At 69.3% G+C, this 17,422-nt stretch carries 13 protein-coding genes and 7 pseudogenes; 12 read left to right on the forward strand and 8 right to left on the reverse strand.

The window, feature by feature from the left end; genetic code table 11:
- Positions 1-135 precede the first annotated feature (135 nt).
- From sufB to QQK29_RS14780, 5 genes and pseudogenes are all read left to right on the forward strand, one after another.
- Positions 136-1,552, forward strand: a pseudogene (sufB, locus tag QQK29_RS14760) (Fe-S cluster assembly protein SufB).
- Positions 1,552-2,720: pseudogene (gene sufD, locus QQK29_RS14765) on the forward strand (Fe-S cluster assembly protein SufD). Before sufB ends, sufD begins: the two co-directional pseudogenes overlap by 1 nt.
- A pseudogene (locus QQK29_RS14770) lies at positions 2,717-3,042 on the forward strand (non-heme iron oxygenase ferredoxin subunit). The pseudogenes sufD and QQK29_RS14770 overlap by 4 nt, the downstream one beginning before the upstream one ends.
- Positions 3,043-3,055: 13 nt before the next feature.
- The gene (gene sufC / locus QQK29_RS14775) at positions 3,056-3,814 is read left to right on the forward strand and encodes a Fe-S cluster assembly ATPase SufC (RefSeq protein ID WP_284301356.1); all 759 of its coding nucleotides are present in this window, start codon (positions 3,056-3,058) and stop codon (positions 3,812-3,814) included.
- 40 nt (positions 3,815-3,854) lie between these two features.
- Positions 3,855-4,184, forward strand: coding sequence for a metal-sulfur cluster assembly factor (locus tag QQK29_RS14780; protein WP_284301358.1), 330 nt, complete (start codon positions 3,855-3,857; stop codon positions 4,182-4,184).
- Between the two features lie 54 nt (positions 4,185-4,238).
- Here the strand turns inward: QQK29_RS14780 and QQK29_RS14785 are convergent, their stop codons facing one another.
- On the reverse strand, positions 4,239-4,571 hold the full coding sequence (locus tag QQK29_RS14785) for a hypothetical protein (RefSeq protein ID WP_284301360.1): 333 nt from the start codon (positions 4,569-4,571) through the stop codon (positions 4,239-4,241).
- Complete coding sequence (locus tag QQK29_RS14790; protein WP_284301362.1) at positions 4,523-4,834, reverse strand: TetR/AcrR family transcriptional regulator; 312 nt, start codon at positions 4,832-4,834, stop codon at positions 4,523-4,525. The genes QQK29_RS14785 and QQK29_RS14790 overlap by 49 nt, the downstream gene beginning before the upstream one ends.
- Before the next feature lie 125 nt (positions 4,835-4,959).
- Between QQK29_RS14790 and QQK29_RS14795 the strand changes: the two genes are divergently transcribed.
- The 5 genes and pseudogenes from QQK29_RS14795 to abc-f all read left to right on the forward strand — a co-directional run bounded on the left by QQK29_RS14795 (position 4,960) and on the right by abc-f (position 8,849).
- Positions 4,960-5,505: a biotin transporter BioY gene (locus tag QQK29_RS14795; RefSeq protein ID WP_284301364.1), complete on the forward strand. Its 546-nt coding sequence runs from the start codon at positions 4,960-4,962 to the stop codon at positions 5,503-5,505.
- The gene (locus tag QQK29_RS14800; protein ID WP_284301366.1) at positions 5,502-6,179 is read left to right on the forward strand and encodes an energy-coupling factor ABC transporter ATP-binding protein; all 678 of its coding nucleotides are present in this window, start codon (positions 5,502-5,504) and stop codon (positions 6,177-6,179) included. Before QQK29_RS14795 ends, QQK29_RS14800 begins: the two co-directional genes overlap by 4 nt.
- Positions 6,176-6,769, forward strand: a complete 594-nt coding sequence (locus QQK29_RS14805) for a CbiQ family ECF transporter T component (protein WP_284301368.1) — start codon at positions 6,176-6,178, stop codon at positions 6,767-6,769. The genes QQK29_RS14800 and QQK29_RS14805 overlap by 4 nt, the downstream gene beginning before the upstream one ends.
- A complete protein-coding gene (locus QQK29_RS14810; RefSeq protein ID WP_348533881.1) occupies positions 6,769-7,146 on the forward strand; it encodes a CHY zinc finger protein in 378 nt (125 codons plus the stop codon). The genes QQK29_RS14805 and QQK29_RS14810 overlap by 1 nt, the downstream gene beginning before the upstream one ends.
- Before the next feature lie 105 nt (positions 7,147-7,251).
- Positions 7,252-8,849 (forward strand): annotated as a pseudogene (abc-f, locus tag QQK29_RS14815) (ribosomal protection-like ABC-F family protein).
- Between the two features lie 254 nt (positions 8,850-9,103).
- Here the strand turns inward: abc-f and QQK29_RS14820 are convergent.
- The 3 genes and pseudogenes from QQK29_RS14820 to QQK29_RS14830 all read right to left on the reverse strand — a co-directional run.
- Positions 9,104-9,862 carry an SURF1 family protein gene (locus QQK29_RS14820; RefSeq protein ID WP_284301370.1) on the reverse strand — a complete coding sequence of 253 codons (759 nt, stop codon included), beginning with the start codon at positions 9,860-9,862 and terminating at the stop codon, positions 9,104-9,106.
- Complete coding sequence (locus QQK29_RS14825; protein WP_284301372.1) at positions 9,859-10,092, reverse strand: hypothetical protein; 234 nt, start codon at positions 10,090-10,092, stop codon at positions 9,859-9,861. Before QQK29_RS14825 ends, QQK29_RS14820 begins: the two co-directional genes overlap by 4 nt.
- Positions 10,089-10,394: pseudogene (locus QQK29_RS14830) on the reverse strand (DUF3099 domain-containing protein); the annotation flags it as partial. The pseudogene QQK29_RS14830 and the gene QQK29_RS14825, both read right to left, overlap by 4 nt.
- Positions 10,395-10,478: 84 nt before the next feature.
- Between QQK29_RS14830 and QQK29_RS14835 the strand changes: the two are divergent.
- Both QQK29_RS14835 and QQK29_RS14840 read left to right on the forward strand, forming a co-directional pair.
- Positions 10,479-11,186 (forward strand): beta-ketoacyl-ACP reductase, encoded by a 708-nt coding sequence (locus QQK29_RS14835; RefSeq protein ID WP_284301374.1) that lies wholly within the window; start codon positions 10,479-10,481, stop codon positions 11,184-11,186.
- Positions 11,187-11,196: 10 nt separating this feature from the next.
- Positions 11,197-12,180, forward strand: coding sequence for a LacI family DNA-binding transcriptional regulator (locus tag QQK29_RS14840; RefSeq protein WP_284301376.1), 984 nt, complete (start codon positions 11,197-11,199; stop codon positions 12,178-12,180).
- 53 nt (positions 12,181-12,233) lie between these two features.
- Here QQK29_RS14840 and QQK29_RS14845 read toward each other — a convergent pair whose 3' ends face one another.
- The 3 genes and pseudogenes from QQK29_RS14845 to glgC form a co-directional block, all read right to left on the reverse strand.
- Positions 12,234-15,332 carry a glycosyl hydrolase gene (locus QQK29_RS14845; RefSeq protein WP_284301378.1) on the reverse strand — a complete coding sequence of 1,033 codons (3,099 nt, stop codon included), beginning with the start codon at positions 15,330-15,332 and terminating at the stop codon, positions 12,234-12,236.
- A gap of 144 nt (positions 15,333-15,476) precedes the next feature.
- Positions 15,477-16,111, reverse strand: a pseudogene (gene serB / locus QQK29_RS14850) (phosphoserine phosphatase SerB).
- 66 nt (positions 16,112-16,177) lie between these two features.
- Positions 16,178-17,417, reverse strand: a pseudogene (gene glgC / locus QQK29_RS14855) (glucose-1-phosphate adenylyltransferase).
- Positions 17,418-17,422: the final 5 nt, after the last annotated feature.

Below are 17,422 nucleotides of genomic sequence, written 5' to 3' on the forward strand. Positions count from 1 at the left end.
GGCTAGACTGGGAGCGTTGGATCGCGGGGTCGCGAATGCCGCGTCGATGGGGCCGCGGTGGCAACGGCGATCACGATCCGACCCGAAATGCCGACACGAGCGGAATGGTTCGCTTCGGCGGAAAGAGGTAGCCCCATGTCAGACGTGCTGATCGATCGCCCGGAGCTGGCGAGCCTCGGACAATACGAGTTCGGCTGGGCCGACTCGGATACCGCAGGCGCCTCCGCCCGACGCGGCCTGAACGACGAGGTCGTACGCGACATCTCGGCGCTCAAGAACGAGCCCGAATGGATGCTCAACACGCGCCTCAAGGCCCTCAAGATCTTCGGCATGAAGCCCATGCCGACCTGGGGCGCCGACCTCTCCGAGATCGACTTCGACAACATCAAGTACTTCGTGCGGTCGACCGAGAAGCAGGCGACCAGCTGGGAAGAGCTCCCGGAAGACATCAAGAACACCTACGAGCGCATCGGCATCCCCGAGGCCGAGCGTCAGCGTCTCGTGGCCGGCGTCGCAGCGCAGTACGAGTCCGAGGTCGTCTACCACCAGATCCGTGAAGACCTCGAGGCACAGGGCGTGCTCTTCCTCGACACCGACACGGCGCTCAAGGAGCACCCGGAGATCTTCAAGGAGTACTTCGGCACCGTCATCCCCTCGGGTGACAACAAGTTCGCCGCGCTCAACACCGCGGTGTGGTCGGGTGGCTCCTTCGTGTACGTGCCGAAGGGGTGCACGTCGAGATCCCGCTCCAGGCCTACTTCCGCATCAACACGGAGAACATGGGGCAGTTCGAGCGCACGCTCATCATCGCCGACGAAGACTCCTACGTTCACTACATCGAGGGCTGCACGGCTCCGATCTACAAGTCGGACTCGCTGCACTCGGCGGTGGTCGAGATCATCGTGAAGAAGAACGCCCGCGTGCGCTACACGACGATCCAGAACTGGTCGAACAACGTGTACAACCTCGTCACGAAGCGAGCCCGCGCCGAAGAGGGCGCCACCATGGAGTGGGTCGACGGCAACATCGGCTCCAAGGTGACCATGAAGTACCCGTCGATCTTCCTCGTGGGCGAGCACGCCAAGGGTGAGACCCTCTCGGTGGCCTTCGCGGGCCCCGGCCAGCACCAGGACGCCGGCGCGAAGATGATCCACATGGCTCCGTACACGACGAGCTCGATCGTCTCGAAGTCGATCGCGCGCGGCGGCGGGCGCTCCGGATACCGCGGCGAGGTGCGTGTGGAGGCCAACGCCCACCACTCGGCCAACACGGTGCGATGCGACGCCTTGCTCGTCGACACCATCTCGCGCTCCGACACCTACCCCGCCATCGACATCCGGGTGGATGACGTCCAGCTCGGTCACGAGGCGACCGTCTCGCGCGTCTCCGAGGAGCAGCTGTTCTACCTGCAGTCCCGGGGATGCCCGAAGACGAGGCGATGGCGATGATCGTGCGCGGGTTCATCGAGCCCATCGCGCGCGAGTTGCCGATGGAGTACGCGCTCGAACTCAACAAGCTCATCGAGATGAGCATGGAAGGATCCGTGGGATAGTGTCGACCCCCGTTCAGACTGCACAACACGGCCTGACGGAGCACTCCCACGGAGCAGGGGCACCCGTGCCCGTGCAGACCCGTTCGGAGCGCTTCACCTCACCCGTCCACGCCGAGCACCCCGAGGTCACGGGGCGTGAAGCCGTGTGGAAGCTCTCACCCGTCGAGAAGCTGCGCGAGCTCATCGACGGCCCGCTCGACGGCTCGCCCTACGAGATCACGACGACGGATGCCGCTGGCGCGACCGTGAAATGGGTCGAGCGCGACCATCCTCTCGTCGGTGCCGCGGGCTCGCCCGAAGACCGCGCCGCCGCGAACGCATGGACGAACTTCGAGAAGGCCCTGCACATCCGTCTCGACGGAGATGCCGGCGCTCTCACGGTGACCCGCGACGGGCTCGGATCGACGCCCCGCGCAGCGCACACCGTGATCTCAGCCGCTCAGGGGGCGACGGGGCTCGTCGTGCTCGACAACCGAGGCGACGCCAAGCTCACCGAGAATCTCGAGATCGTGCTCGAGGCGGACGCGAACATCACCGTCGTCTCGGTGCAGGAGTGGGATGACACCGCCCTGCACCTCGCGAGCCAGTTCGCGCGCATCGGACACGGTGCGCGTCTCACGCACATCCTGGTGTCACTGGGAGGCGAGGTCGTCCGGGTGAACCCGTCGACGCATCTCGCCGAGGCGGGGGCCGACGCGGAGCTCTACGGCCTGTACTTCGCGGATGCCGGACAGCACCTCGAGCAGCAGGTGTACGTCAACCACGACGCCCCGCACACCCGCAGCCGCGTCACCTACAAGGGCGCGCTCAACGGCGAGGAGCGCGCACGGTCTGGATCGGCGACGTGCTGATCGGCCGCGACGCGACCGGAACCGACACCTACGAGCAGAACCGCAACCTCGTGCTGTCCGACGGCACGCGCGCCGACAGCATCCCGAACCTCGAGATCGAGACCGGTGACATCCAGGGTGCCGGTCACGCGTCTGCCACCGGGCGCTTCGACGACGAGCAGCTGTTCTACCTGGAGGCGCGCGGCATCCACGAAGACGAGGCGCGACGGCTCGTCGTACTCGGCTTCCTTGGCGAGATCGTGCAGAAGATCGGCGAGCCGACGCTCGAGGCGCACCTGCTGGAGGCGCTCGAGAACGAGCTGGCGGCGGCTCGATGACCGCACAGAAGGTGTGTCCGGTCGAGGAGCTCTCGCCCTCGACCGCCCGCCGCGTCGTGCTCGACGGCATTCCCATCGCGGTCGTGCGCGACTCGGCGGGAGACGTGCACGCGATCGGCGACACCTGCACCCACGGCGACATCTCGCTCTCCGAAGGCTTCGTCGAAGACGACGGTCTCGAGTGCTGGGCCCACGGGTCCAAGTTCTCGCTGACCACCGGCAAGCCCTCAACCTGCCGGCTTTCGAGCCGGTCCCCGTTTTCGCCGTCGAGATCATCGACGGCGACGTGTACATCGACCCGAGCGCTCGGCTCGCGGTCTGAAAGGCAACGACTCATGTCCACTCTGGAAATCCGCGACCTCAAGGTGTCGATCGAGACCGACCAGGGCACCAAGCACATCCTCAAGGGCGTCGACCTGACGATCAACCAGGGCGAGATCCACGCCGTCATGGGACCCAACGGCTCAGGAAAGTCGACCCTCGCCTACACGATCGCCGGCCACCCGCGCTACCACGTCGAGGGCGGCACGATCACCTTCGACGGGCAGAACGTGCTCGACATGAGCGTCGACGAGCGCGCCCGCGCGGGGCTCTTCCTCGCGATGCAGTACCCGGTCGAGATCCCGGGCGTCACGGTCACCAACTTCCTGCGCACTGCCAAGACCGCGATCGACGGCGAGGAGCCCTCGATCCGTCACTGGGGCAAGACGGTGAAGGATGCCATGTCGAACCTGCGCATGGACTCCTCCTTCGCCGCGCGCAACGTCAACGAGGGCTTCTCCGGCGGCGAGAAGAAGCGCCACGAGATCCTGCAGCTCGAACTGCTGAAGCCGAAGTTCGCGATCCTGGACGAGACCGACTCCGGTCTCGACGTCGACGCGCTCAAGATCGTCTCGGAGGGCGTCAACCGCGCCCACCAGGAGACCGGCCTCGGCGTGCTGCTGATCACGCACTACACGCGCATCCTGCGCTACATCAAGCCCGACTTCGTGCACGTCTTCGTCGACGGCAAGGTCGCCGAGGAGGGCGGATCGGAGCTCGCCGAGCGCCTCGAAGACGAGGGTTACGACCGCTACCTCGTCGCTCAGGCGTGACGCCGCGCCGCGGCGTAGGCTGCTAGAGGAAGGAAGACCGATGCCCACCTCACTCGAACCCGCGCTCTTCGACAGCGTCGAAGAGGGTCTGAAGGACGTCATCGACCCCGAACTCGGAGTCAACATCGTCGACCTCGGCCTCGTCTACGACCTGGCATGGGATGACGAGAACGACGCGCTCATCGTCTCGATGACGCTCACCTCAGCCGGCTGCCCGCTCACCGACGTCATCGAGGAGCAGGTCTCGCAGTCGCTCGACGGCATCGTCGAACGCTTCCGCATCAACTGGGTGTGGATGCCGCCGTGGGGTCCCGAGCGCATCACCGACGACGGGCGCGACATGATGCGCGCCATTGGATTCGCCATCTGACGATCCAGCTGGGTGACGAGCGCCCTAGGCGCGTCTCGAACCCGGTGGCCGGTTCTACTCGCGGCGCGCGGTCTGCTCGGCGAGCTCGAGCCCGCTCAGCAGCAGCTCGACCCCGAGCCGGAATACGAGGCCGGGATCGCTGGCATCGGGAGCATCGGGGGAGACGACCCCGAGGCTGTCGGCTTGCAGGCGCTGCTGGGCGAGGGACGCGTCGCCGAGGATGAGGTGCAGCAGCGCCGTGGCGACGAGACGCGACGTCTCGCCGTCGTGGCCGCGGTGCAGGGCAGCCGTGAGGCGCTCGTGCGCGAGGTCGGCCCCGAGCCCGAGTGCACGCGTGCTCAGCACGACCTCGGCGCCGTCACGGTAGGTGAGCAACGCGTCGCGCACGTTGACCGCCTCGGCCAATGTCGCCTCGTACCAGCCGAGTTCGGGGAGGGCACGGGGCGCGCCGTCTCCTGGATGCGGTCGGCCACCGCCGCCAGCAGCGTCTGCTTGTTCTCGAAGTGGTGGTAGAGCGCGCTCGGCTGCACCTCGAGCGCAGCCCCCAACCGCCGCATGGTCAGCTCCGACAGGCCCCACTCGTCAAGGATGCGGAGGGCCGCATCGACGACCGATTCGCGATCGTGACGCACATGCCGTTCGGTCCTCATGCGACTCACTATACTGAACGCCGTTCACCTGAACACTGTTCACCACGACCTGGAGACGCCATGACCGACGCCCCCGCCGCCCGCAGACCCGCCGCTTCGAGACTCGCGACATCGCCCGCATCGCTGTGTTCGCCGCCATCATCGCGGCGCTCGGCCTCGTGGGCCCCATTCCGGTGCCCGGACTCGTGCCCATCACCGCCCAGACGCTCGGCGTGATCCTGGCCGGTATGGTGCTGGGCGCCTGGCGGGGCGCTGCGGCCGTGCTGGTCTTCGAGGTGCTCGTGCTGATCGGCCTGCCGCTGCTGTCGGGCGGACATGGAGGCGCGGGCGTCTTCGTCGGCGTCACCGCCGGCTACCTCATCGGCTGGATCCCCGGAGCCTTCGTCACGGGCCTCATCGCGCACTCCGGGCGCAGCGGGCTCTCGTGGTGGCGCGTCGCGCTCGGCGGCATCGTGGGCGGCGTGCTCGTGGTGTACGCATTCGGCATCCCCGTGCAGGCAGCCGTGACGGGCCTGCCGCTCGGGGCGACCGTGCTCACGAGTCTCGTGTTCCTCCCCGGCGACATCATCAAGGTCGTGCTGGCGACGCTGCTGACGCTGACCCTCTGGAAGGCCTACCCGCCCGTCTTCGGCCGCGTACGTGAGCGCCGAGCCGTCGCGACCGTCGCATGATCGACCTCGAGAGCGTCAGCGTCGAGCTCGACGGACGCCTCGTGCTCGACGAGGTGACGGTGCAGCTCGACCAGCACCGGATCGCCGTGATCGGCGCGAACGGCTCCGGTAAGTCGACCTTCGCGCGCGTGCTCGACGGCCTCGTCGCCCCGACGCGCGGCACCGCGCGCGTGCTGGGCTTCGACGTCGCCCGCGAGGCGAAGCGGATGCGGGCCGAGGTCGGCTTCGTCTTCACGAACCCCGACGCCCAGATCCTCATGCCGACGGTCGCCGAGGACGTGCGCCTGTCGCTCAAGGGCAGCGGGCTCGACCGCTCGACGATCGACGCACGGGTCGCATCCGTGCTCGCGGCGTATGGCTTGGCGGCCCACGCCGATGCCCCCGCCTACAGCCTCTCGGGTGGGCAGAAGCAACTGCTCGCACTGGCATCCGTGCTCGTGCGTGAGCCCAAGCTCGTGATCGCCGATGAGCCGACGACCCTCCTCGATCTCGGCAACGCGAGGCGGATCGGCACGCTGCTCATCGAGGAGCTGCCCGCACAGCTGGTCGTCGTGACGCACGACCTCGAGCTCGCGGCGCGCTGCGACATCGCGCTGCGCTTCCACGAGGGCCGTCTCGTCGAGCTCGGCGATCCCGCAGCCGTCGTCGAGCGCTACCAGCGGGAGTTCGCGTGATCGCCCTCTACCTGCCGGGCACGAGCCTGCTGCACCGGGCGCGTGCAGGTGTCAAGCTGCTCGGACTCGTCGTGCTCGCGCTGCTCATCTCGCTGTGGCCCCACACGGCGATCACGGTCGCATTCACGGGCGCGCTCGTGGTCGGGCTCTACGCGCTCGCGCTCTTCCCACCCGGCATGCTGCTGCGGCAACTCTGGCTCGCGAAATGGATCACCGTGCTCATGGTCGCGACCCAGCTGATCTTCCTCACCCCATGGGATGCGATGGTCAACACGGTGCGCGTCGTCGCGATCGTGCTGCTCGCCGGGCTGCTCACCCTGACGACGCGCAGCGAGGAGCTGCTGTCAGCGCTCGAGGCGGCACTGCGCCCGCTCGCGTTCCTCGGCGTGGACGCGCGACGGGTCGGGCTGACCCTGTCGCTCACCCTCGCCATGTTGCCGGTCGTGGCCGACCTGGCCCGCCGGGTGCGCGAGGCGCAACAGGCCAGAGGGGTGCGGATCGGCTACCGCGCCGTCGTGCCGATTCTCGTGCTCGCGCTGCGGCACGCCGACGATGTCGCCGATGCGCTGTCGGCCCGCGGCGCCGACTGATGCGCGATGCACCGCTCGAGAGCCACGGCGTCCGCATCCACGGGCTGCCGGTGGATGCCGAGACCCGCTGCGTTCACTGGCACGGCCCGACGGATGTCGTGGCCATCCGGTTCCCGTGCTGCGATCGCTTCTACCCGTGTCACGACTGTCACGAGGCGGTCGCCGACCATCCCGCCGCCGTCTGGCCGGTGAGACGTCGCGAGGAGCACGCGATCCTCTGCGGCATGTGCGGCACCACGCACGCCATCGCCACCTACCTTGCCGTCGAGGGCTGCCCCAACTGCCGCGCCCCTTCAACCCGGCGTGCAGCCTCCACCACCCCCTCTACTTCGCCTGACCGGCCAAACGCTGCAGCGTTTCGCCGCGAGCACCCGTGATGACAGGCGCGGTGTGCCCAGGGCTACAGCGTTGGGCAAACCGACCTAGACTGGGAGGCTGGCCCTCGGCCACCATCCCACCCACCCGTACCGAAGGACTTCGCTGTGCTCGCCGTCACCGATCTGGAGATCCGCGTGGGCGCGCGGCAGCTCATGGCGGGCGTCACCTTCCGCGTCGACAAGGGCGACAAGGTCGGTCTCGTGGGGCGCAACGGCGCGGGCAAGACGACACTCACCAAGACGCTCGCGGGGAGACGCTGCCCACCGCGGGACGCATCGACCGCACGGGCGAGATCGGCTACCTGCCGCAGGATCCCCGCTCGGGCGACCCGGAGCAGACCGCCCGCACCCGCATCCTCGACGCGCGGGGGCTTGGTCACGTGGTCGCCGAGCTGCGGCGCGCGACCGACGAGATGGCGAGCCAGGATGCCGCAACCGCCGACGCGGCGATGTCGCGCTACGCGCGCCTCGAGGACCGCTTCCTCGCGCTCGGCGGGTACGCGGCCGAAGCCGAGGCCGCGGCGATCGCCTCGAACCTCGCGCTGCCCGACCGCATCCTCGACCAGCAGCTGAAGACCCTGTCGGGCGGGCAGCGGCGGCGCATCGAACTCGCCCGCATCCTGTTCTCGGGCGCCGACACGATGATCCTCGACGAGCCCACCAACCACCTCGACGCCGACTCGATCGTGTGGTTGCGCGAGTTCCTCAAGGCGTATCAGGGCGGGGTCATCGTGATCTCGCACGACGTCGACCTCGTCGAGGAGGTCGTCAACAAGGTCTTCTACCTCGACGCGAACCGCCAGGCGATCGACATCTACAACATGGGCTGGAAGCACTACCTGCGCCAGCGCGAGGCCGATCAGGAGCGGCGCAAGAAGGAGCGCGCGAACGCGGAGAAGAAGGCCACGGCGCTGCAGCTGCAGGCCGCCAAGTTCGGGGCGAAGGCCACGAAGGCGGCAGCCGCGCATCAGATGGTGGCGCGGGCCGAGAAGCTGCTCGCCGGCCTCGAGGAGGAACGGGCCGTCGACCGCGTCGCGAAGCTGCGCTTCCCCGACCCGGCGCCGTGCGGCCGAACCCCCATCACGGCCACCGATCTCTCCAAGTCGTATGGGTCGCTCGAGATCTTCACGGCCGTCGACCTCGCGATCGACCGCGGGTCCAAGGTGGTCGTGCTCGGACTCAACGGCGCGGGCAAGACCACCCTGCTGCGGATCCTCGCCGGCGTCGACCGGCCGGACACCGGTCACGTGGAGGCGGGCCACGGTCTGCGGATCGGCTACTACGCCCAAGAGCACGAGACGATCGACGTCAACCGCACCGTGCTGCAGAACATGGTCGCGGCATCCCCGAACCTCACCGAGACCGAAGCACGCAAGGTGCTCGGGTCATTCCTGTTCACCGGGGATGACGGGCACAAGCTCGCGGGCGTGCTCTCGGGCGGCGAGAAGACGCGCCTGGCCCTCGCGATGATCGTCGTCTCGGGAGCCAACGTGCTGCTGCTCGACGAGCCCACCAACAACCTCGACCCCGCCTCACGCGAGGAGATCCTCGGTGCACTCGCGGGCTACACGGGTGCCGTCGTGCTGGTCTCGCACGATGAGGGAGCCGTCGAGGCGCTCAATCCCGAGCGTGTGCTGATCCTGCCCGACGGCGTCGAAGACCACTGGAATCCCGACTACGCGGAACTCATCAGTGTGAGCTAGGCGCGGCGGTAATCCGCCGCGCGCGCTCCGGCGGCCGCGCGCGAGCGCCCGCCTGCGCGGCCATGTGAGCTAGGCGCGGCGGTGCTGCGCCATGGCGGCGCACCTGCGGCACGACGCCGCGCGCGCTCCGGCGGCCGCGCGCGAGCGCCGCCTGCGCGGCCATGTGAGCTAGGCGCTAGCCGAGGCGGTCGAGGATGGCATCCTCGGCGTCGGCGTCCTCGTGCGCGCGTTTCGGCGCGCGGGCCGCTGCCTGCTCATCGAGGGGAGCGCGGCGATTCGGCGTTCGCGTCGCCACGCCCAGAACAGGCCGATGAAGGCGAGCACCCCGAACGCGATCCACTGCAGCGCGTACGACAGGTGCGGGCCTTCGTCCTCCTGCGGTCGCGGGGCCGCGAACGGCATGTCGTCCACCGCCGGGTCCTCGCTCGCGAGCAGGCCATAGGCACCCGTGTAGCCCTCATCCGCGAGCCCACCGACGATCGTCGCGACGTCGACCGAGGGAGTTGCCCCTCGGGTGCGCTGCGCCCGGGCAACGCGGGCTCGGCCTGCCGCAGGCGCGCGACCACCGTCACCTCGCCCTCCGGCGGCTGGGGAACGGCGTCGGGAGTGGCGTTCGGGCCGTCACCGAGCGGGAGCCACCCGCGGTCGACGACGAACACCGAGCCGTCGTCGAGCCGCAGCGGAACGAGCTGCTCGAACCCCGGCTGACCGCCCCGCACCCGGTTGCGCACGAGCACCTGCTGGTCGGCGAGGTACTCGCCGTGCAGGGCCACGGGCGTCCACTCGTCGTCGTCGTCCCACGCGGAGAAGCCGTCCAGCACCTCGTCGACCGCGCGCGGGGCCGCATCGTAGTTCTGCTCGATGCGCTGGATCTCGTCGACGGCCTCACCGCGGCGTGCCCATTGCCACCACGACAGCAGGCCGCACGCGACCGCGAAGACCAGCGTCAGGGCAAGGTACGCGCCCCACCGGCGCCAGCCCGTGAGCGAGGCGCGAGAAGTGGCCGCGCTCATGTCGGATCCGGAACGCGGTCGAGCTCGACGTCGAGCGGCGTGACCTGCACCGGGAACGAGCGGGTGCGCAGATAGTCGCTGAGCGAATCCCGGTGCTCGGGGCAGGCGAGCCACACCTTGACGCGGTCAGGCGTGTGGATGCGAGGGTTGCGCCAGTTCACCCGGAACTGCGCGTCGTTCGTGCATCCCGCCGCCGAACAGCGGATGCCGGGCTCACCGAGGCCGATCACGGCAGGTCCTCGGCGCGGTCGTCGCGGCCGCTCTCCGGCTCGAGCGGGTCGGCCCGAGGGGCCTCGGCACGGGGCGGCTCCGGCACGAGCCGGACGACGGCACCGGGACGCTGCACCGTGCCCTGCGAACGGCCGCGCACGTTGTTGGCGATGACGACCGCGAAGTACGGGAGGAACACGGCGCCGGCCGCGGGGATGGCGATCCACCAGCCCGACACGACGAGACACAGGGCGATGCAGACGACGCGCACCGACATCGCGATCGTGTACTTGAGCATGCGCGACCGCCGCTCCTCCTCGGGCGAGAGGGGAGCTCGGTGACGACGTGCGAGCTGTGACTGGCGATGCGTCCAGCCTACGTCTCGCGCCCGCTAGGCTCCTGAACCATGACCTCTCGCACCGTGCTCGTCACCGGCGGTAACCGCGGCATCGGCTACGCCATCGCCGCCGAATTCCTCGCCCAGGGTCACCGCGTGGCCGTCACCGCCCGTTCGGGCGAGGGCCCGGAAGGCGCCCTCACGGTGCGCGCCGACGTCACGGATGCCGCATCCGTGGATGCCGCCTTCACCGAGGTGGAGACGAAGCTCGGCCCCGTCGAGGTCGTCGTGGCGAATGCCGGCATCACGCGCGACACGCTGCTGCTGCGGATGAGCGACGAGGACTTCACCGAGGTGCTCGACACCAACCTCTCGGGCGCGTTCCGCGTGGTCAAGCGGGCCTCCAAGGGCATGCTCAAGGCCCGCTTCGGACGTGTCATCCTCGTCTCGAGTGTCGTGGGGCTGCTCGGCAGCGCCGGCCAGGTCAACTACGCGGCCTCCAAGGCCGGGCTCGTGGGCATCGCCCGTTCGCTCACCCGTGAACTCGGTTCCCGCGGGATCACGGCGAACGTCGTAGCCCCCGGCTTCATCGAGACCGACATGACGGCCGAGCTTCCCGAGGAGCAGCAGAAGCAGTACCTCTCGCAGATCCCCGCCGCGCGCTTCGCCTCGCCCGTCGAGGTCGCGCGCGTGATCACCTGGCTCGCCTCCGACGACGCGGGCTACATCTCGGGCGCCGTCATCCCGGTCGACGGCGGCCTCGGCATGGGGCACTGACGAGGCACACGTGTCACGGGTCACGAGCGCCGATGTCGCCCGCGAGAGCGGGGTCTCGCGCACGACCGTGAGCTACGTGCTCAACGACACGCCGGGCACCTCGATCTCGGAGCTCACCCGCCGTCGCGTGCTCGACACCGCGGAGCGCCTCGGATACACGCCCTCGGCGGCTGCCCGCACCCTGCGGTCGGGGCGCAGCGACGTCGTGCTGTGCGTCGTTCCCGACTGGACCGCGGGTCCGGTGATCGACACGCTCATCGACGACCTCACGACGCTCTTCGCTGCCCAGGGACTCGCGCTGCTGGTCTTCAACGACCGCGGGAATCGCCCGCTGACCGAGTTGTGGCGTGCCGTCACGCCGCGCGCCGTGCTCGCGCTCGGTCCGTTGACGGATGCGGATGCCGCCGCGATGCGCAGCGCGCGGATCCCGGTGGTGGGGTCCACGCTCGACGAGGATCCGCATCCCGAGACCTTCGCCGTGCCTCAGCACGGCATCGCCGAACTGCAGGTGGAGCACCTCGCCGCACGCGGCCACCGGGTGCTCGCCTACGCGGCGCCGAGCGATTCGCGCTTGGCCGCGTTCACCGAACGCCGGATCGCCGGCGCACGGGCCGCGTGCGCGCGCCTCGGCCTGCCGGAACCGCGCCTGCGCACCGTCGAGCTGGAGGTGGAGTCCGGGGCCGCCGCGGTGCGCGAATGGCGCGCGGGAGAGCCCGTCACGGCGGTCGCCGCCTACAACGACGAGGTCGCCCTCGCCGTCCTGGCGGGCCTGCGCGCCGAAGGGCTCCGGGCCCCCGAGGACGTCGCTGTGATCGGCGTCGACGACATCCCGCTCGCGCGCCTCGCCTCGCCCGCCCTCACGACCGTCTGGCAGGCGATCGATGCGCAGGCGGAGCACCTCGCCTCCTCGGTGCTCGCCGCTCTCGGGCATGACGTGCCGCCGCCCCGGCCGACGCACGAGCTGTTCCACGTCGTCGAGCGCGCCTCCACGTGAGAGGTGCCCCCGACGCGTCCGCCGGGGGCACCTGACTCAGCCGAGCGTGCTGCTCACGAGAAGGTGAACCAGTTCACGTTGACGTAGTCGGCCGGCTGCCCCGACTCGAACGTCAGATACACCGTGTGCACGCCCGTGGTGCCATGGACGTTGGCCGGGATGCTCTGCCAGTTCTGCCAGCCGCCCGTGTTGCCGACCGCGAAGCTCCCGATCGGTGCGGCGGTACGGCTGTCGAGGCGCACCGTTACGAGTCCGCTGATCCCGGCACCGGCTCCCGAGGCGACGCGCGCCGTGAACTGCGTGCGCGCTGCGTTGCCGAAGTCCACGCCGTCGTAGCGCAGGTAGTCGCCGTTGCCGATCCAGCCGACGTTCTCGCCGCCGCCCGCATCCGAGGTCGCCTCGGTCTGCACGCCCGACATCCCGCTGTACGACTCCGCTTCGATGCGCGAAGTCGCGTCGACGGATCCGCCACCGGTTCCGCCGGTCGAGCTCGTCGTCACGGACACCGAGGAGCTCGCGCCCGAACGGTTGCCTGCCGCATCCTTCGCCCGCACCGCGAAGGTGTAGCTCGTGGATGCGGCAAGTCCCGTCACGGTCGCGGCGGTTCCGCCGACTGTTCCGATGACGCTGCCGCCCAGCAGGATCTCGTAGCCCGTCACGCCGACGTTGTCGCTCGAGGCCGACCACGAGAGGTTCGTCGAACTCGAGGTCGTTCCGGATGCCGTAAGCCCGGTGGGCGTGGAGGGCGCCGTCGTGTCGCCACCACCGGTCGACCCACCGCTCGACGATGCCACCGAGCGCGCCGGCACGCTCAGGCTCACCCCGTCGGAGAAGTGCACCGTGATGGCGGATCCCGACATGTTGGCGGCCTGGTGGTTGCGCACCCCGTTCGTGGTGAACACGGCGTAGAGCGGTGTGTCGGCCGTGACGGTGCGATCGACCGTGCCGACGGTCGAGAGGTTCTTCAGCCAGTAGAAGGTGTGGGCACGCGACTCGCCCTCTTCCACGCTGTACGAACCCGCCTGCGACCGGAACTGCGCGAGCGCGGTCGGCGCGTCAGCGAGCGCCTGGAACTCCCAGATGATGTCCTGCCAGACCGTGGCCGGCCCGCCGTTGTTGGTCTGCAGTTCGGCGAGGTTCCGCCCGATGTAGCCGGGGTCGTAGCCGAGGTACAGGTGCCCGGCAGTCGAGGGCAGCAGGTTGATGCCCTGGATCATCTCCGGCTCGGCACTGAACCACGTCGAGTACGCCCCGCCGTCGCCCCACACCATGCCGACCGTGGAGTGGCCGAACGCGGCGGGGAAGACCTCGTCATCCGTGTCGAACCAGTAGTTGTGGATCGCGGATGCCTGGGTCGTGTACAGGTAGATGCCCAGATCGCGCACCGTCGTGTTGCCGGTCGCCTGGCCCCACATGATGAGGCCCGCTGCGAAGTTCATGCCCTCGCTCGAGGACTCCTGGTTGTTGCCCGCCCCGAACGAGCCGTGACCGGATGCCCAGTCGTGCCCCGCGTAGATGTCGAAGTCGCGCAGGAACGGGAAGCGCGTGTCGCCGCGATCCCAGTTGGCCGCATCCTTGATGACGGTGTTGACCATGCCACCGTAGGCCGAGTTGGCGGCCCATGAGGGGTCGAACTGAGCCACGGTCGCCGCCGCCACGACGTAGTAGCCGTAGTGGAAGTGGTGGTCGTTGAGCTCGGTGTCCGAGCCGTACGACGCGGGGTAGCCGATGAGCGTGCCCCAGCTCGGGTTGTAGGAGAACAGCCGCTGCGTCTCGCCGGGGGATGCCGTCATCCAGTCGGTGAGCCGCGTGCGCACCGCGCTCACGAGCGAGTCGCGCGCGGCGGTCTTGCCGGTGAGGTTCGCGATCTGGATCACCTGCGTCGCGCGCCCGAGGGCCTTACCTGTCCAATAGGTGTCCTCACCGAAGCCTGCGAACGGGTCGGAGCCCGCCACCTGGTCGACGTACCCCGACAGCTGGGCAAGGTCGGCGGATCCGGATGCGAAGCCCGTATTGGCGAGCTGCGGAAGCACGCCGTTGAAGGTCGACACGGTCTGGAACTGGCTGGCCCCGATCACGACGCGCATCGGTCCGCGCGGCGAGACGTAGGAGTAGGCGCTCGGGGTGACCCCGCTCAGCGCATCGCGCTGGTGCGGGTAGAGGGCGAAGACGGTGCCGTTCGCGCCGCCGCCCTGCTTCGCCACGGTGGTGAACGCGTAGGTGGCGGTGAGCTTCGCCGTCGACTCGTTGTAGGCCCACGACACGCGTGTACCTGTCACGTGGTTGTGCGCGTAGGGCGCATAGGTGTCGAGCGCTGCGGCGCGGGCCGTGTTGGTCGAGCTCGTCGGCAGCACCGCGAGCGAGAAGAAGGCGCCGCCGGCGAGCGAGGAGCTGATCGTGGTGCCCGACACGCTCCAGCTCGACCCGCTCGGACCGAACGCCGCATAGTCGTGCCCGTTGACCGTGAAGCCGATCGCGCCGCCCGCGTTGCGCCAGACGGCCGGGGGAGCGGTCAGGGTGAGGCGCACATCCCCGCCAGTCTTCGTCGCGTACACGAAGGGCAGGCCGTGCCCGATCGTGGCACGCAGGCTCGAGCCGCCGTTGGACCACTGCTCGGTGACGGTCCAATCGCTGTAGCTGTCGACCTTGCCCGGGGCGGTGAGGCCGGCGATGCCGATGCGCAGGTCTTCGGCGTAGTTGTAGTGGTACTCGGAGACGCCCGTCGAGGTGCCCGAGACCGAAGCGTTGGTGGGGTAGCTCACCCCGAGCCCGTTGGTGAAGGAATGGAAGGCCAGCGGATGCGCCATGAGGTTGGCGGACTCATCCGTGCAGTTGATCTTGTTCCACAGAAGTGAGGTCCACCAGTCGTTGGTGGGCACCGCGCCCGCGGGGAAGTTCGCGGTGGTGCGCGAACGCGGGTCCATGACCCCGCCGGCGCAATCCTGGGGCGCGGTGCCGCCCGCGGGCGTGCCTTCCGCGTAGCTCCCCGAGCCGACGGTCACCGCCGAGGCACCGGGTGCGGGAAGCGCGACCGCCTGCAGGGCGGAGGCGAGAAGGGCTGCGAGTGCGGCGAGCGCGAGAACACGCCCCGCGTGCCGTCGGCCGCCGCTGCGTGTCACCCCCGCCGCGAACTGCTCGATCTGACCGGACACTCTGGGGACTCCGTTCTCCATGCGCCCGGCTCACCCTCGACCCGGGCGGGGTGCCGCCTCATCGCGGCGTTGCGGTTGAGGTGACTCGTGTCACCCGACACGCGCACAGTAGCGGAGCCCCCGTTCGGGAGTCAAGGAATCGGATCAGCGGAGCCCCATGAGCGGGAGCAGCATCGAGAGATCGCGCGCGTCGAGCAGCACGTCGGCGAGGTCACGCACCGGCGCCTTCGCGTCGAAACCCACCGAGAGGCCCGCGAGGGCCATCATCGGCAGATCGTTCGCGCCGTCACCGACCGCGAGGGTCTGCGCGATCGGGATGCCCGCCGCATCCGCCCACTCCTGCAGCGCCTCCGCCTTGGCCGCCGCATCGACGATCGGGGGATGACCCGACCCGTGAGCACGCCGTCGGCGACCTCGAGACGGTTGGCGCGCCAGTGATCCAGCCCCAGCCGTTCCGCGAGCGGATCGATGATCTCGTGGAAGCCGCCCGACACCACGGCGACCTTGCCGCCCGCCGCCTGCACGGACGCGATCATCTCCGGCACCCCGCGCGTGACGGTGACGCGCGCGCCGACCTCGGCGAAGACCGACTCGGGCAGGCCCGCGAGGGCGGCAACGCGCTCGCGCAGGCTCTCGGCGAAGTCGAGCTCACCGTTCATCGCACGGAAGGTCACCTCGGCGACGGCCTCGCGGGATCCCGCGGCGTCCGCGAGCAGCTCGATCACCTCGTCCTCGATGAGCGTGGAGTCGACATCGAGCACGACGAGGAAGCGAGCCATGGGGCGTGGGGTCCTTCGGATGCGGTGGTGGCGCGACGCGCCCGGGCGCGACGTTGAGTGCGGTCGTCAGTCGACGCGAACGCCCTTGCCCACGACCGTGATGCCGGATTCGGTCACCGTGAAGCCGCGGTTCCGGTCGGCGTCGTGGTCGACACCTACCGAAGCTCCGGGCGCGACGACGACGTCCTTGTCGAGAATAGCGCGCTGCACCGTGGCGTTCGCGCCGATCTCGACCCGCTCGAAGATCACCGAGTCGGTGATGCGCGCGCCCGACGCGATCGTGACCCACGGGCCGAGCACGACGCGCTCGAGGTGCCCACCCGAGACGACACAGCCGAGCGACACGATCGAGTCGATCGCGGTTCCCACCCGGTTCTCACCGTCGCGCACGAACTTCGCGGGGGCGAGTTGAGCTGCTGGCTGTAGATCGGCCAGTTCTGGTTGTAGAGGTTGAACACCGGGAGCGCCGAGATGAGGTCCTGGTGCGCCTCGAAGAACGAGTCGATCGTTCCCACGTCGCGCCAGTAGAAGCGGTCGCGATCACTCGCGCCCGGCACGTCGTTGCGATTGAGGTCGTAGACCGCCGCCTCACCCCGCGTCACGAAGTCGGGCACGATGTCGCCGCCCATGTCATGGTTCGAGTCGGCACGCGCGCCGTCGCGCTGCACGGCGTCGATGAGCACGTCGGCGTCGAAGACGTAGTTGCCCATGGATGCGAGCACCTCGCCGGGGGAGTCGGCGAGACCTGTGGCATCCTTCGGCTTCTCGCGGAACGCGCCGATGCGGGTCGGGTCCTTCTCGTCGAGCTCGATGATGCCGAACTGGTCGGCGAGCGCGATCGGCTGACGGATCGCCGCGACGGTGACACCCGCGCCCGACTCGATGTGCGCGCGGATCATCTGGCTGAAGTCCATGCGATACACGTGGTCGGCGCCCACCACGACGACGATGTCGGGCTTCTCGTCGCGGATGAGGTTGAGGCTCTGCAGGATCGCATCAGCCGAGCCCGAGAACCAGCGCTTGCCGAGGCGCTGCTGGGCGGGAACCGACGCGACGTAGGCGCCGAGCATGCCCGAGAGCCGCCAGGTCTGCGACACGTGCCGGTCGAGCGAGTGCGACTTGTACTGCGTCAGCACGACGATCTGACGCAGTCCCGAGTTGATGAGGTTCGACAGCGCGAAGTCGATCAGGCGGTAGCCGCCGCCGAACGGCACCGCGGGCTTGGCCCTGTCGGCGGTCAGCGGCATCAACCGCTTTCCTCTCCACCAGCGAGAACGATGCCGAAGATCTTGGGCGGTGCTGCCATAGCCC

Origin of the sequence: Homoserinibacter gongjuensis (genome assembly GCF_030161875.1) — a bacterium.
In the GTDB taxonomy this organism is placed as follows: Bacteria; Actinomycetota; Actinomycetes; order Actinomycetales; family Microbacteriaceae; genus Homoserinibacter; species Homoserinibacter gongjuensis.

Bases quoted from the DNA above. Each gene is read 5' to 3' on its own strand.
- sufC (WP_284301356.1), top strand. From the start codon at position 3,056: ATGTCCACTCTGGAAATCCGCGACCTCAAGGTGTCGATCGAGACCGAC.
- QQK29_RS14780 (WP_284301358.1), top strand. From the start codon at position 3,855: ATGCCCACCTCACTCGAACCCGCGCTCTTCGACAGCGTCGAAGAGGGT.
- QQK29_RS14790 (WP_284301362.1), bottom strand. From the start codon at position 4,834: ATGAGGACCGAACGGCATGTGCGTCACGATCGCGAATCGGTCGTCGAT.
- QQK29_RS14800 (WP_284301366.1), top strand. From the start codon at position 5,502: ATGATCGACCTCGAGAGCGTCAGCGTCGAGCTCGACGGACGCCTCGTG.
- QQK29_RS14810 (WP_348533881.1), top strand. From the start codon at position 6,769: ATGCGCGATGCACCGCTCGAGAGCCACGGCGTCCGCATCCACGGGCTG.
- QQK29_RS14820 (WP_284301370.1), bottom strand. From the start codon at position 9,862: ATGAGCGCGGCCACTTCTCGCGCCTCGCTCACGGGCTGGCGCCGGTGG.
- QQK29_RS14835 (WP_284301374.1), top strand. From the start codon at position 10,479: ATGACCTCTCGCACCGTGCTCGTCACCGGCGGTAACCGCGGCATCGGC.